Raw genomic sequence first — 12,817 nt, 5'->3', positions numbered from 1 at the left:
TATCCAAAAATGCGTTTCAAAGATTGGCACGACTGTCACCCTCTCAAGACTTCAAATGTTTCTGAACTAGCGTTTTCACCTCATGAAACCGCCGGGTGGCCACATCCGTTTGGTCCCCATTGGGAAAACTCAGCCGCCGATTGGTCTCGTCAATCCCGCTGACGTTATCCAGGTTCACCAGGAAACTCTTGTCCGTGCGGTAAAGGTCGGGGTACTGGTCGGCAATGTCCTTTAAAAATCCCGGAAATTCAACTAGCTGATTGGCGGCGTGCACCGTGACCTTGTGTGGGGTCTCCGCGGTCGCCACAAAGTAGACGTCCCCCATGGGCAGGCTGAATTCCCGGCCACCAATCGTATAACTAAAGAGGTTTTCCGTATTGCTTAAGTAATTGGTATAGCGTTCATAGCCATAATCCACGTTTTCTCGTAATTTTTGATCGATCTGCTCGCGCCCCACGTCCTTGACAATGAAGTCCATGGGTTCCACCTTACGTTCGAAGGTGAGCAACGCCATTTCGGAGTGGGTCGTCACGAAGACAATCTCAGCGAACCCCAGCCGCTGGCGAATCGCGATTGCCGTTTCCAAGCCCGACGTGTCCTCCGCTGGAAATTCAATGTCGAGGAAAAATAACGCATACTCAGGTGGGTTAGCTTTTAAGTCGGCTAGTAACGCCGCCGGACTAGGCGTCGCTAAGGCCACCTGCATGTCATAGTCATTGATCATGATGTAGCGCTGCACGACATCCGTATAATGCTTCAGTTGTTCCGGATTATCTTCACAAAGGTAAACGGCCAACACAACTATCACACCCTTTCAACCAGTTTTATACCGTACCTATTACCCACTAATGTACCTTGAAAATGACTGGTTTGCAATCGTTTTGCCACGGTCTCTCCAGGTTGTTCGCTAAAATGACGAAAAAAAAGGAACCACCGCCGTTGGTAGCCCTTTTCTAAATGGATTATTTAATTCCTTGCCGGCAAAATTAGCACTCCCCCAAGTTCTAACTCGTCGTATCCTTAGGCCTCCAATAACCACCACTTACTCTTTAGCTCATTGGTGAAACAAAAACCCGTTAACCTAAGTTACGACACACACACTGACAGGCTGTCAGGCCGACGATTCTAATTAGATAACCAGTGGATACGGTCCATCGATTGTGGCCCTAACTCGGGTATACTTTAACCGATTGACCAGCAAAATCAGTTGCCGTAAAACTGACCTCTTCCAACTGTTATCACTTTAACATGAATTCACCTGAACGAAGGGGAAGCGGCAAAAACGTCATTTTATGCACGTTAAAGCTTGAAAAAATCACACAATTTAATTGTGTCGTAGTGAGTATGTGATGAATCCACCTAGAATTAAGGGACTCGTGAAGGCAAGCGCAATGTCCAACAACACGCGCCAATACCATTTCAGCGCACTCTTGGGTGCCGCCTGCAACCGCGGCTCTCTGGCTGGCTTGGCCATTTTTTCATAAACGGAAGCCGTCTCGTCCGCGGCTCGCTTCAAGCCCCGCTTCCGGCGACGGCGAATCGTGGGCGCCTGGACGTCCCGGTTGTCTTCGAGAATCACCCATTTGGCAAATGCAAAGCACACTAGGCAGAGTAAAAAGTACCAGTCAGCGATTGAGATACCCGGCATCAGCCGCCACTGGGCGTAATTCAGGTGGCCGAGCAACAGGAAAATCAGCGTGAAGATCAGGCCAATCCCAGTTTGTTTCAACCAATACTGTAAGGTTAGTTTCATGAAGGTGCTCCTTTTCTTTTCGTGTAACGTTCGGTAGAATGGAGTGGGTGTTTTACCCAGACCAATACATACTTGAGGTGATTTGATGGCAGGAGATTTTAATCCCATTACGGCGGCGGGCTACCAGGATTTACAGGCAAAGATTGCTGCGCTGGAAGCCGACCGACCGGAGAAAATTGCGATTTTGGCTGAGGCCCGGGCGCACGGGGATCTCTCCGAAAACGCGGAATATTCCGCCGCAAAACGAGACTTGCGGCACTTAGAAAGCCAGTTGCGCTTCTTCAACAAGCAACTGCAGTACGCCAAGGTAGTCAACCCGGCCGCCAACGACCAAGTCGAACTTGGTAAATGGATCACCGTCGCCTTTCTAGACGATGACGACCAGGACGTCTATCAACTGGTGGGCACGCAGGAAGGCGACCTTGAAGCCGGAAAAATCACCCGCGTCTCACCGCTAGGCAAGGCTTTGTTGGGCCACCACCCCGGTGATACGGTGACCATCCAGGCGCCCCACGCCAGTTATGACGTCAAAATCGTGACGGTCAGTCTGACACAACCATCATCATAGTATACCATGCCAAAAGTACTGATTAGCCGTGTTTTCACGCTAGTCGGTACTTTTTTAGTTGTGTGCCAAAAAGATTGGCAACAGAATTTCATCCACCATTTCCACCTGCGCCGTCGCCGTTAGGTCCTGCCGGCTAATGATTTCGTTGATCAGCAAAATACCGGCCAAATTAATGACCCGGTCTGGCCAATCGGCGTGACTGATTTCACCGCGCTGCGTGGCGTGATCCAGCATCGGTTGGACCAACGTTTTGAGGGCCGTCCCGTCATTGGCGTGGTTCAAGAGCTCGCCTAACTCCAGGTGTTGCAACCGATCGGCCAGTAAGCCGCGGAGAGTCTCGCCTTGGAGCTGGGCCAGGAACGTCGCCATTTGGCCAAAGAGGTCCAGGAAGTCGCTCCGTAAACTGCCGGTAGCCGGAACGTGGTAACTGGGCAGGTCGCCAAACTTACTGAGGGCGGCGATGACCAAGTGGGCCTTGTCCGGCCAGCGCCGGTACAGGACGGTCTTGGTGGTCGCTGCGGCCGCCGCAATCCCTTCAATGGTGACGTTCTGGTAGCCTTTAGCCTGTAACTGCTCCCAGGCTGCCGTTAAAATGGCGTTCTCTAGGTCGGCCCCGCGCCGCCTTTTTTTCTTTTCTGCCATAGTTTGGTCGTTCTCCCTTGTATTTTGTCAGCCAGGGGTGTACTATTTTCAAACATAAGATACGGCCGTATCTAATTTGAAAATGCAGGTGACATGATGAACCAACAAAATTCCACTAGAAATATCATTCGAATCGCGTTGTTCCTGGTGATTGGGGCCATCGCACCCCTTCTAGATACCACCATGACCAACGTTGCCTTAGCTACCATTATGAAGTCGTTAAACGTTTCCGTCAATGCCGTTCAGTGGGTCACGACCAGCTACGTGTTGGCCCTCGGGATTACCGTGCCGGTCGCTGGCTGGGCAACCAATTGGTACGACGGCAAGCGGCTCTACCTGGACGCGCTCATCGTTTTTCTTGTCGGCTCTGTTGTTTCCAGTTGGGCAAACACCTTGCCGTTACTAGTCCTGGGACGAATCATTCAGGGGGCGGCCGCCGGTGTCGTCGTGCCCCTGATCACCACCTTAATTGTCCAGGTGGCTGGTAGTCAGGGCCTCGGCAAGTTGATGGCCATCGTTGGCATGCCCGCCGTGTTAATTCCCATTCTGGGGCCCACGATTGGCGGCTACCTGATTGAAGTTGGCAACTGGCACTGGATCTTCCTGATCAACATCCCCATCGTCCTGATTTCACTGGCGCTCTTGGCCTGGAAAATGCCGAGCTTCCCCGCGCCGAAAGCCGGGAAGCTCCTCGACCTGCCTAGCCTGATTCTGCTGGCCGGACTCTTCACCGCCGCCATCATTGGCATCACCCGTTTCAGCACCGGCGCCACTTTCACGTCGGCTAAGGTTTTGACGCCATTGTTGCTGGCGCTCGCCCTCCTAATTGGCTACGTGCTCTACGCCTGGCTGTGGCCACAGAAGGCGTTGGTCAGCCTGCAGCTGTTCAAGTCACCCACCTTTGCCGCCTCGACGCTCATCCTGATGCTATCGGGCATCGCGGTCAACGGCGCCATGTTCCTCCTGCCGCTCTACCTGCAAAATAGCCGCGGCCTCAGCGTCGTTTGGTCCGGGACGTATTTGATTGCACAAGGGGTGGGCCTACTGGTTTCGCGGAGTCAGATTGGCAAATTGACTGATAGCATTGGCGCGCGCTGGGTCGTCCTGGGCGCCATTGTCGTGGCGATTGCCGGCACACTGCCCTTCGTCTTCTTTACGGCCAAGACTAGTACCTGGTTGGTCCTAGCCGTTCTGTTTGTCCGCGGGATTGGCCAGGGCGGCCTCACGATTCCGGTGATGGCTGACTGCTACACCGGCCTATCCAAACAGCTGATTGCCGAGGCCACGACGGCTACCCGGATGCTCCAAAATATCGGCGGCGCCATGGGGACAGCCGTCCTCGCCACCATTATCCAACACGAACTCCCGAGCGTCGGCCTCAACGTGGCTTACCAGACGGCCTTCATGTGGTCGGTCGGCTTCATTGCGGTTACTGCGATCCCGGCTTGGTTCTTGAGCCATGGGCGCCGTGCTAAATAGGTGTACTCTCCTGACCTTGGCGCTGAATTGCGAAGCTCTCAGATGTGTATCATTACCTGTTAACAAAAAGCGCTACAATGTACAATCGCCTTCAGACGACTGACACTGTAGCGCTTTTTACATAGCACATCACTTTTAAATTCAAGCCACCAACCCAGACTGCCAATAACCGTTGTTGGCAAAATCCGTGTTAGCCGCAAGGATGGTGAAAATGGGTTTAGCCGTGGGAATTGCCTTAGTGGCGGTCTTGGCCACTTAGGCAATTGGTAGCTTTGAGACTCGTATCCCAGAGGCTCAAAGTAAGGCAGAAGACCGCACTCTGGCTTCTGCCGTCCGCCCACAGCGTTCCAATCCCATTTTCACCATCCTGGAGGCGACTTTCGACACCATTTTCAGCCACACCGGAGATTGGCATGATGCAAAAATCTAGCAAAGGAACGTCCAGAATGGTTAGTTGGTTATCGTTCCTGTTGGCCTTGGTAGTGTTTCTCTACCAGGTTTGGCATGATAATCAAAATCATAAAAAATAAGCCTTCCCTCTAACTTTAGCCGGTTAGGGAAGACTTGCAATATGAGTCGAACTTAATCAGTTACCATGTTTCTCAACGGCTAGCTATCAAGGAACTGGCCATTAAGCTGTTTCCCTGACAGCTTCAGTATACCGACTCGCCAGACATTTACCAGCAAACCCACCCAGCATTTAGCCGTAAATCAGCTTCAAGCTGGTCAGGTCGCCCGCCGACAAGTGGGTCTTCCCGGGCGCCATCGGGTACATCACGGACTTGTGGGACTTACTGTGATCAAGTCCCAGTGCGTGGCCCAGTTCGTGGATTGCGACGGCATCGCTGTAGGCTGCCGAGTAATCCCCATTGAGACTGGCCTCCGCATGATTCACGCTGTCTGTTCCCCAACCATCGCTGGTTTGAATGATTTCCGGGCCACCGTGCCCCAGCTCCACCGTGGTGGCCTGCTGGCTCATGCGTTTGTGATAAACGGAAAACGTAATCTGGTTGTGCCCCGCGCCGGACCAGCCCGAGCCCGCCACCAAATGGACGATGCCTGTCTGGTTGTAGACCTTCACGGCGTCCGCAAAGACCTGTTTACCGTTGGCGGAAAGCTGGTCGCTGTAGCGATAATAGTACGTTTTGGACAGGCCCACTCCCTGCACGATATCGACGACGGGCGTCGCATTCTTGGGTACCTTGACCGAAGCGGCGTGCGTGATTACCCGGTCGTGGGGGCTCACCAACGCGGTCAAATCGTTGCGGTAGCGGTCAATGGTGGCCGTTAACTGGGGCACCCGTCCGCTGCGGTAGCCAATCCCCACTAATAATAAAACTACTAAAACACTCAGTAATACTCCCCGACGCCAGCGCATCATGTCGTCCCCTATCTTTTCAAGAAATTAACCATTTACCAGTTATACCACATTGGCTCGTCGAATCATAGGCCGCCTTCTAATTGGTAACATCGTTTAATCCTGCCGGCTTACCATTCGCCAAATTTAGGCCGGAACGCTGTGGGCAGGACGGCCCAAGCCAAAGAGCAGTCTTGGACCTCGCTTTGAACCGCCCAACCCGCGTTTCAAAGTCGCCACTTAACTGGAGCCAAAAAACGCCCGACCAGTCCGTTAAGACCAGTCGAGCGTCAGTGATTGTTATTTTAGAAATTTATTTCAATGGCTTCCATTGCCAGTTTTCAACTTCTGGCAAGTCAGTCCCGACTTCACGGATGTAAGCATTGTGCTTAGCAACCATGTCGTCCATGCGTTGAACGAAGTAGGCACCCTTAACGGCATAAGAATCAATGGCGTTAACGGCTTCCTTAGCCAAGTCATAACGGTCCAACTGGTTCAGGACACGCATATCAAATGGGGTCGTGATATCCCCATTTTCACGGTAACCATGAACGTAAACGTTGTGGTTGTGACGGTCGAAGAAGAGATCCTTAACCAGGTCTTCAAAGCCATGGAAGGCAAAGATGATTGGCTTGTTCGTGGTAAACAGACGATCAAAGTCTTCGTCAGAAATCCCACGAGGATCCAACTTAGGTGAACGCAACTTGAGCAAATCAACCACGTTAATGAAGCGAATCTTCATTTCAGGGAACTCGTCGTGCAATAAGGAAATGGCGGCTAATGATTCCCAGGTTGGTTCAGTTCCGGCTGCAGCAAAGACGATATCAGGTTCTTGACCCTGGTCCGTAGATGCCCAGTCAATGTAGCCCAACCCATTGTGAACCAGGTTCGTGGCTTCATCAATGGAGAACCATTGTGGACGCGGATGCTTGGAAGTGACGATTAAGTTAATCTTTTCGCGACTCCGGAACGCAACGTCACCCACGGCCAACAAGGTGTTAGCGTCGGCTGGCAAGTATTCACGGATGAACGCTGGCTTCTTTTCAGCCAAGTGGGTCAACATCCCAGGATCTTGGTGGGTATAACCGTTATGGTCTTGCTGGAAGACAGTCGACGTATCCACGAAGTTCAAGGATGGATAGTCGTGACGCCAGTCTTGTTCAGCGGCCTTGCGTAACCACTTGAAGTGTTGCGTCAACATAGAATCCACGACGCGACCGAATGATTCGTAGGTGGCGAAGAAACCATGACGACCAGTCAAAACGTAACCTTCCAACCAGCCTTCAGCTTGGTGTTCGGACAGTTGTGAGTCGATGATCCGGCCTTCGTGCGCCATGTTTTCATCATTTGGTTCATGAATGTCTTCCATCCATTGACGTTTCCCATAATCCAACGCAGCGTAGAGCCGGTTAGACTTGGTTTCGTCAGGCCCAAAGCCGCGGAAGTTGTTCGGGTTCAATTTCATGATGTCGGCCAAATACTTTGACCAAACTAACATGTCTTGTGCAATCGTCTTGCCGTGTTCGGTGGTGTCGACCGCGTACTTCTTATAGTCGGGGAGCTTCAATGGTTCCGGCTTGATCCCGCCATTGGTGATTGGGTTCATGGCCATCCGTTGTTCGCCCTTAGGCGCCATGTCACGGATTTCTTGCTTGATAGAACCGTCTTCATTGAAGAGTTCCTCTGGCTTGTAAGACTTCAACCAGTTGACCAGCATGTCAGCGTGTTCCATGTCGCCAGCAGCAACGGGAATTGGCACTTGGTGCGCACGGAAGGAGCCTTCGATTGGATTGCCATCCAGGTCAGCCTTAGGACCAGTCCAGCCCTTAGGAGAACGGAAGATGATCATTGGCCAATTTGGCAAAGAGTCATCGTTGTTTTCACGAGCGTGCTTTTGGATTTCCTTGATTTCAGGAATAACCGTATCCATGGTTTTGGCCATGTCTTCATGAACTCGCGTGAAGTCTTTTTCGTTTTCATCAATTTCAACAAAGTGAGGATCCCAGCCCATACCTTCAAAGTACTTGGTTAAGTCTTCGTCGGACATCCGTGATAGGATGGTTGGGTTAGAAATCTTAAACCCGTTCATGTTAATGATGGGTAAAACAGCCCCGTCTTTGATTGGGTTAATAAATTTGTCTGAGAACCATGAAGTGGCCAATGGACCCGTTTCAGATTCACCATCACCGATTTCAACGGCGGCGATAACGTCTGGGTTATCCAAAATGGCACCAGTCCCGTGAGAAAGGCTGTAACCGAGTTCCCCACCTTCATGGATAGAACCTGGTGTTTCGGGAGCAGCGTGAGAAGCCACACCACCTGGGAAGGAAAATTGCTTGAATAAACGCTTCAAACCAGCTTCGTCTTGAGAAATGTTTGGATAAATTTCACTGTAACTACCATCAAGATACGAGTTAGAGACCATCACTTGGCCACCGTGACCTGAACCTTCAATATAGAACATGTTCAGGTTATACTTTAAGATTGCCCGGTTTAAGTGCGCGTAAATAAAGTTTTGGGAAACGATTGTCCCCCAGTGACCAATTGGCTTAATCTTTACATCATCAGAGGTTAAGTCACGCTTCAATAACGGGTTGTCACGCAAAAATAACTGACCGACTGACAGGTAGTTCGCTGCACGCCAGTACTTGTCAACGCCTTCCAAGTAAGCTTTGGAGTCGAAGTCTGCATTTGCCATGTAATTAACACTCCTTCTTTGAATTCGTAACTGCATCATCTAGTTGATAGAAAATGTGTAAAATTTACCTCGTAGTGAGTACCGGGATGTTTTTTACACCCCCTATCATAGGCTGTTTCCAGAAAAAGTCAACCTTTTAGACAATTGGACCGTATCAATTTGTTTAAAAAGTGAACCAACTCGATATTTGCTGTCCTCGCTCGTACCAACTATCCCTACCGAAACAACAGAAAAAGCCCGAGAGCAGTCGTCTCGAGCTTCGTTTTTAGGTCGGCTAGTTCAGCGCCCAACAAACATTATTCTTCATCTAGGGAAACAAAGGTGTTATAGTTCAAATACTGATAGTGTAGCCGCATGTTAGAGACTTCAAACGGCGTGCCATCATCGAGGAAGAAAATCCCTTCCATGATGCCAACGGGCTCAACGGGTTTCAGGTGCAAGAGCTCCTGATCCTCCGCCGTTGAGGGTTGGGCCTGAATCGACATGAAGGACTTGGTCACGACCTTGTCTTGGCTTTCCAGGTAGTTGAAAATGGAATCCGAGACCGTGGCTTGCGAAAGGTTCGGCGCAATTTTAATCGGAATATATCCGGTTTCAATCATGAACGGCTTGTCGTCAAACAACCGTAGCCGCTTGATTTCGTAAACGAAGTCGCCCTCGTCCAGAAACAGGTCTTGTTGGATTTCTTTGTTGGCGGGGACCACGTTAAAACTTAGCAGGCGAATGCCCGGGGTCTTCCCGCCCGATTTCATACTGTCAGTAATTCCTAAATTTGACCCCTCATATTGAAAAATTGTTTGGTTTTTCATATATAATGGGTTAATGAAGGTGCCAGAACCGCGCTTTTTAAAAATCAATCCCTGGTTCGCCAGAATGCTGAGGGCCCGCTTCACCGAGCTACGACTCACACCGTACGCTTCGCTGAGGCTCCGCTCGTCTGGCAACCGTTTATTGGGAAATTCATTTTGATGGATACGATGTTTTAAGTCCCGCATCACTTGTCGATAGACTAAATCTGCCATGATATCTCCTCATAACTCTTTAACTAGACGTCGTTATGTGCTGATTTTCGAATCGACCAGCACCACCAGTATACTCTCTGATAGAGTATAACAGGTTTTGCTGGCGGTGTCTTCTTTTATCAGAAAACAACCGGTCCATTTATTTTTAAAGTGCGGTCCAATTTTATTTTTGAAAGGTGAGTCCCATGGCTAAAAAGAAAAAAGGTAAACGGCTACACAAAACGTTGGTCGAACAAATTTTAGACAAGAATAAAATCACGTACAAACAGTTCGAGTTCGCTACCCACACGGAAGGCGACGTGGCCCAGTTGGAGGTGGACCACGAAGACGTCGACGAACACCACATCTACAAGACACTGGTGTTGAGCGGCCCAACGACCGGTCCCGTAGTTGGCGTCTTGCCGATTGACGAACACTTGGACGAAAAAAAATTGGCCAAGGCATCCGGTAATAAAAAAGTTGATATGGTGCCATTGAAGAACTTGGTCAAGACAACCGGTTACGAACACGGCGCCAACACGCCCGTGGGCATTTGGGAAAAGAGCCACTTACCCATTTATTTTGATACCACGGCGCAGGAACAGGGTCAGATTTTAGTTTCTTCTGGCCAAATTGGTCGGTCAGTCGAAGTCGATGCAACGGCCCTGGCAACGCTGGTCCACGGCACGTTCACCGACCTGCTGGAGTAGGCTGATGAATACGGATTTCGTCCTCATCTTCAAGAACCTGGGTATCGTGGGGCTTGACCTGGTCGCCATCCCCTTTATTTTCGTGACCCTGTTGACGTTTCTGAACCGCAATACCAAGGCGTTTCTGGCCAACGGCTTTGGCATGGACAGCGAGCTCTATTTAGGATTCATCGGCATTTTCTTCCATGAACTCAGCCACCTGTTGACGGCCATTTTATTTGGCCACCGGATTGATAAGGTGCGCCTGCTCAAGCGGCCGCACCCCAATCAGTTGGGAGCGGATGGTAAGCCTGACATGGCACTGGGATACGTCAATCACACGTGGAATCAGCATAATTGGTACCAGGTGACCGGGAACCTATTTATTGGCATCGCCCCCATCTTTGGCTGTGCGGCGGTGTTGCTGGGGTTGACGGCGCTCCTGATTCCTAGCTGGTTTCAGGGGATGTTGACGCTGATCAGTAATCCGTTTCAGTTAAATTGGTCGGGCTTCTTCAGCGCATTGGGCGGCGACAATCACCCGTGGCTGCGCTGGACCATCATGATTCTGTTATCGCTGAACCTCAGCATTGGTGGCTTTGACCTGAGTACGGCGGACTTCGCCAACTCGCGCATTGGCCTGATTGGCTTTCTCACGATTATCGTGGTGGTAACGGTGGGCTTAACCATGTTCAACATGGCAAGCGGCTTTCTGACGTTTATCACTGGCGCCATCATTCTGCTAGCGCTGGTGCTGGGATATGCATTATTGATTTCGCTGTTCACCAATTTGCTGGTGCGACTGGCATTACAAATTAAAGATCATTAGGAACCGTGGTCGGGTTGGCCACGGTTTTTTCGTGCGCTGGTTAGTCATACCAAGGAATATTCCCGGTAAAATAGTCCTTTAACCCCTGCTCGTGCTGGGCATTTAGCATGGGCGGTAAATGCGCTTGGTCAAAATACTTCAGCGCTAAGGTTTCTGAACTGGTCGCTGCTAGTTTTCCTGCGACGTGTTCCACCATAAAGGTCAGGACAACTGCCTGCACCACGTCTTCATTGGGATAACGCTGAATCTGGTCGGTAGAAATACCTAATAGCCCCCTCACAGCAACCGTCAACCCGGTCTCCTCTCGAAACTCCCGGATACAAGCGGCACTGGCTGATTCCCCCAATTCCAGCGCCCCACCCGGTAGTCCCCAGCGATTAAAGTCAGATCGCTTTTGCAAAAGGACCCGCCCCTTTGAATCTACCAAGATCCCACCCGCAAAGGTTAGAATGATCGGTTTATGGCCCACCTGGGCACGGATAGCTTGAATATAATCTGGCATGAACAGACTTCCTTCTGGTTTATATGTTTCATATTATTAGACTACAATTAAGTTTTGATGTCAACGTTCTAATTATTCAAATTACTTTTTCCTATCATCACAAGGCTTACCTTAATGGGTAACCTTCTCGGGATTGTCGGTAACTGGTGCGATAAAATCGGGTGCTAATCACGTTCGCCACAAGCCCTTTCGTGGCATCGGTCTCAATTACGGCAACGTCACGGGCTATAACACTTATGGTTCATTAGCCCGTGGTGCCCGCCTGATCACCCTGAACCCGGATGGCTATGACACCCAATTGTGCCTCTTCTAAAATTCAAAAAAGTCCTGGGCCGCTCTGCCAACACAGAGTAGCCTAGGACTTTTACTTACTTCAACTGATACCGATCCCCATACATCCGCCAATGCAACGGCCGTTTTAGTTGATAATTACCATCCTTAATAAACTGACGCTGCACCTCAAGCCGCGACAAATCTTTATGAGCGGCCTCCTGTTTCATCACGCGGGTACGGGCCTTCAAGAACGCGCGTAGATACCGCGCCTGGTTGCCGCCCTGACTCGGCGTCTTGGCCAACTGCTTCGCGCGGCGTCGGATTCCCCCGAAACTACTCTTGTCCGCTCCCGGGCCGTGGACCACGATGGCATCATAGTAGATATACTGCCCCAACGGACTGAGATTGTCCTGCTTAGCTGCTTTCAATATCGGCCGCAGGTATTGCCGATTCAAAATGGCATCCTGGGCCCGCACCATTTGGGAGTCCTTGGCCGCTTGACGCCAGGCCTTGACGAACCGTGGCCCCAAGCCAGCGTGCGAGGCCGTCCCATTCACCCGCCGTAAAGCTGGCAAATAGCGTTTCAACCCGTTATGGCCCGTCTTCAAGTGCGTGTACCGCTGAACAACTTCACGCAGATCTCCCGTGCCAGAGGTGAAACCAATAATACCGGCCGTATAGCCGCGACCATCCCCGATATCCTCAATGTACCCGTACTGCTGGCGGTAATTAGTGGTCGAGTTCTCTGCGCTAGCCACCAGCGAAAATGTGGTTGCGCGTAGCTGGCCCGTTTTAATCGTTCGTTGCCCGCGATAGCCCGGTGCCTGCGCTGTACACCCCACTAAGCTCGCTGAAACGAGTAAAATCATGAATCCCCGTAATACCTGTTTTACTTGCATACCCATTGCTCCCCTGCTGAATTAATCGATCATCCTTAGCTTACCAATATCTCGCCCAATTTTCCACGCTAAAAGTCATATATAATTGACATTTCGGGACAAGGTCGCTATTCTTAAAGTGTCATAT

General features: G+C 50.8%; 12 protein-coding genes. 4 read left to right on the top strand and 8 right to left on the bottom strand.

Features of this window, described 5'->3' with window-relative positions; all coding sequences use genetic code 11:
- Nucleotides 1–43 precede the first annotated feature (43 nt).
- Nucleotides 44–808: a response regulator transcription factor gene (locus tag EKM99_RS11150; RefSeq protein WP_225419843.1), complete on the bottom strand. Its 765-nt coding sequence runs from the start codon at nt 806–808 to the stop codon at nt 44–46.
- Between the two features lie 516 nt (nt 809–1,324).
- The gene (locus EKM99_RS11145) at nt 1,325–1,753 is read right to left on the bottom strand and encodes a hypothetical protein (RefSeq protein WP_125583498.1); all 429 of its coding nucleotides are present in this window, start codon (nt 1,751–1,753) and stop codon (nt 1,325–1,327) included.
- An 85-nt stretch (nt 1,754–1,838) separates the two neighbouring features.
- Here EKM99_RS11145 and greA point away from each other — a divergent pair, with 85 nt between their 5' ends.
- Nucleotides 1,839–2,321, top strand: a complete 483-nt coding sequence (gene greA, locus EKM99_RS11140; protein ID WP_125583497.1) for a transcription elongation factor GreA — start codon at nt 1,839–1,841, stop codon at nt 2,319–2,321.
- A 54-nt stretch (nt 2,322–2,375) separates the two neighbouring features.
- Here the strand turns inward: greA and EKM99_RS11135 are convergent, their stop codons facing one another.
- The gene (locus tag EKM99_RS11135) at nt 2,376–2,963 is read right to left on the bottom strand and encodes a TetR/AcrR family transcriptional regulator (protein WP_125583496.1); all 588 of its coding nucleotides are present in this window, start codon (nt 2,961–2,963) and stop codon (nt 2,376–2,378) included.
- 96 nt (nt 2,964–3,059) lie between these two features.
- On the opposite strand from EKM99_RS11135, the gene EKM99_RS11130 reads away from it, so the two are divergent.
- The gene (locus EKM99_RS11130; protein ID WP_125583527.1) at nt 3,060–4,442 is read left to right on the top strand and encodes an MDR family MFS transporter; all 1,383 of its coding nucleotides are present in this window, start codon (nt 3,060–3,062) and stop codon (nt 4,440–4,442) included.
- 700 nt (nt 4,443–5,142) lie between these two features.
- On the opposite strand, the gene EKM99_RS11125 is transcribed toward EKM99_RS11130, so the two are convergent.
- The 3 genes from EKM99_RS11125 to EKM99_RS11115 all read right to left on the bottom strand — a co-directional run bounded on the left by EKM99_RS11125 (nt 5,143) and on the right by EKM99_RS11115 (nt 9,519).
- Entirely contained in the window at nt 5,143–5,823 is a 681-nt protein-coding gene (locus tag EKM99_RS11125; RefSeq protein ID WP_225419842.1) for a matrixin family metalloprotease, read from the bottom strand.
- A gap of 289 nt (nt 5,824–6,112) precedes the next feature.
- Nucleotides 6,113–8,497, bottom strand: coding sequence for a phosphoketolase family protein (locus tag EKM99_RS11120; protein ID WP_125583495.1), 2,385 nt, complete (start codon nt 8,495–8,497; stop codon nt 6,113–6,115).
- A 296-nt stretch (nt 8,498–8,793) separates the two neighbouring features.
- Entirely contained in the window at nt 8,794–9,519 is a 726-nt protein-coding gene (locus tag EKM99_RS11115; protein ID WP_125583494.1) for a GntR family transcriptional regulator, read from the bottom strand.
- 185 nt (nt 9,520–9,704) lie between these two features.
- Between EKM99_RS11115 and EKM99_RS11110 the strand changes: the two genes are divergently transcribed.
- Nucleotides 9,705–10,208, top strand: a complete 504-nt coding sequence (locus EKM99_RS11110) for an aminoacyl-tRNA deacylase (RefSeq protein WP_125583493.1) — start codon at nt 9,705–9,707, stop codon at nt 10,206–10,208.
- Nucleotides 10,209–10,212: 4 nt separating this feature from the next.
- Nucleotides 10,213–11,016 carry a hypothetical protein gene (locus tag EKM99_RS11105; RefSeq protein ID WP_125583492.1) on the top strand — a complete coding sequence of 268 codons (804 nt, stop codon included), beginning with the start codon at nt 10,213–10,215 and terminating at the stop codon, nt 11,014–11,016.
- 40 nt (nt 11,017–11,056) lie between these two features.
- On the opposite strand, the gene EKM99_RS11100 is transcribed toward EKM99_RS11105, so the two are convergent.
- Nucleotides 11,057–11,518 (bottom strand): NUDIX hydrolase, encoded by a 462-nt coding sequence (locus EKM99_RS11100; RefSeq protein ID WP_125583491.1) that lies wholly within the window; start codon nt 11,516–11,518, stop codon nt 11,057–11,059.
- Between the two features lie 368 nt (nt 11,519–11,886).
- A complete protein-coding gene (locus tag EKM99_RS11090; RefSeq protein ID WP_225419841.1) occupies nt 11,887–12,690 on the bottom strand; it encodes a chitosanase in 804 nt (267 codons plus the stop codon).
- Nucleotides 12,691–12,817: the final 127 nt, after the last annotated feature.

Source organism: Levilactobacillus cerevisiae (assembly GCF_003946245.1).
GTDB classification, from domain to species: domain Bacteria; phylum Bacillota; class Bacilli; order Lactobacillales; family Lactobacillaceae; genus Levilactobacillus; species Levilactobacillus cerevisiae.
The sequence above is the reverse complement of the archived record's forward strand: the minus strand, read 5'-3'. Positions and strand labels throughout refer to the sequence as shown.